We start from the raw sequence: 633 nt of genomic DNA, 5'->3' as shown, positions 1-633 counted from the left end.
GGCTCGCGGTACCGTTGGAGAGGGGACCCACGGTGGCACTGACGCCGGCGCTGGCATTCTGTTGTTTGCTGTCATAGCGCTGGCTGTTCTGCTCGCTGCTTAATGTCAAATGACGTTTCACCTCGGCGGTAATCTGTTCGCCGCTGACCTGAGCGCCTTTTAGCGTGGTGTCCCGGCCACTGTTCAGCCCGACGGTCTGTCCTGCCTGTAATGTGGTGTTAGTATGACTGACGCCGTTGCCGTTTTCACGGCCGTTGCCCCGGCTGACATTAGCCGAGACGTTCAGGCCGGTGCCTCCCGGTCCCACGGTCAGGCCCACGCCCAGCGAGCTGCCGTGGCTGCTGTTTTTGCCGGTAGTCTGTTCAGTGTTCTGGCTGGAGGAGAGCTGAATATCCCGGCTGGCATTGAGTTGCAGGTCTTTGCCCGCCTGTAACTGGCTGCCCTGAATGCGGATATCGCCATTCTGGCCTGATGCGCCTTTGCCATCCCCTTTGGCGGTTATATTGAGGTTATCCCCGGCAGCGAGATGGCTGCCCTGTTGAGTGGTCTGGCGGTGCTGCTGTTCTGAACGGGAAGACTGGCGACCGTAGGACAGGCTAATCCCGGCCAGATTATTATTGCCTTTGTCGTCAC

General features: G+C 59.4%; 1 protein-coding gene. It reads right to left on the bottom strand.

Annotated features, from left to right (window positions below; genetic code table 11):
• A partial coding sequence (locus EAE91_RS23660; RefSeq protein WP_214090563.1) for a hemagglutinin repeat-containing protein occupies positions 1 to 633 on the bottom strand: 633 nt, incomplete at both ends.

Origin of the sequence: Photorhabdus noenieputensis, from assembly GCF_018448935.1 — a bacterium.
In the GTDB taxonomy this organism is placed as follows: domain Bacteria; phylum Pseudomonadota; class Gammaproteobacteria; order Enterobacterales; family Enterobacteriaceae; genus Photorhabdus; species Photorhabdus noenieputensis.
Note: the sequence above shows the minus strand (reverse complement) of the source record. Positions and strands in the feature narration are given on the sequence as shown.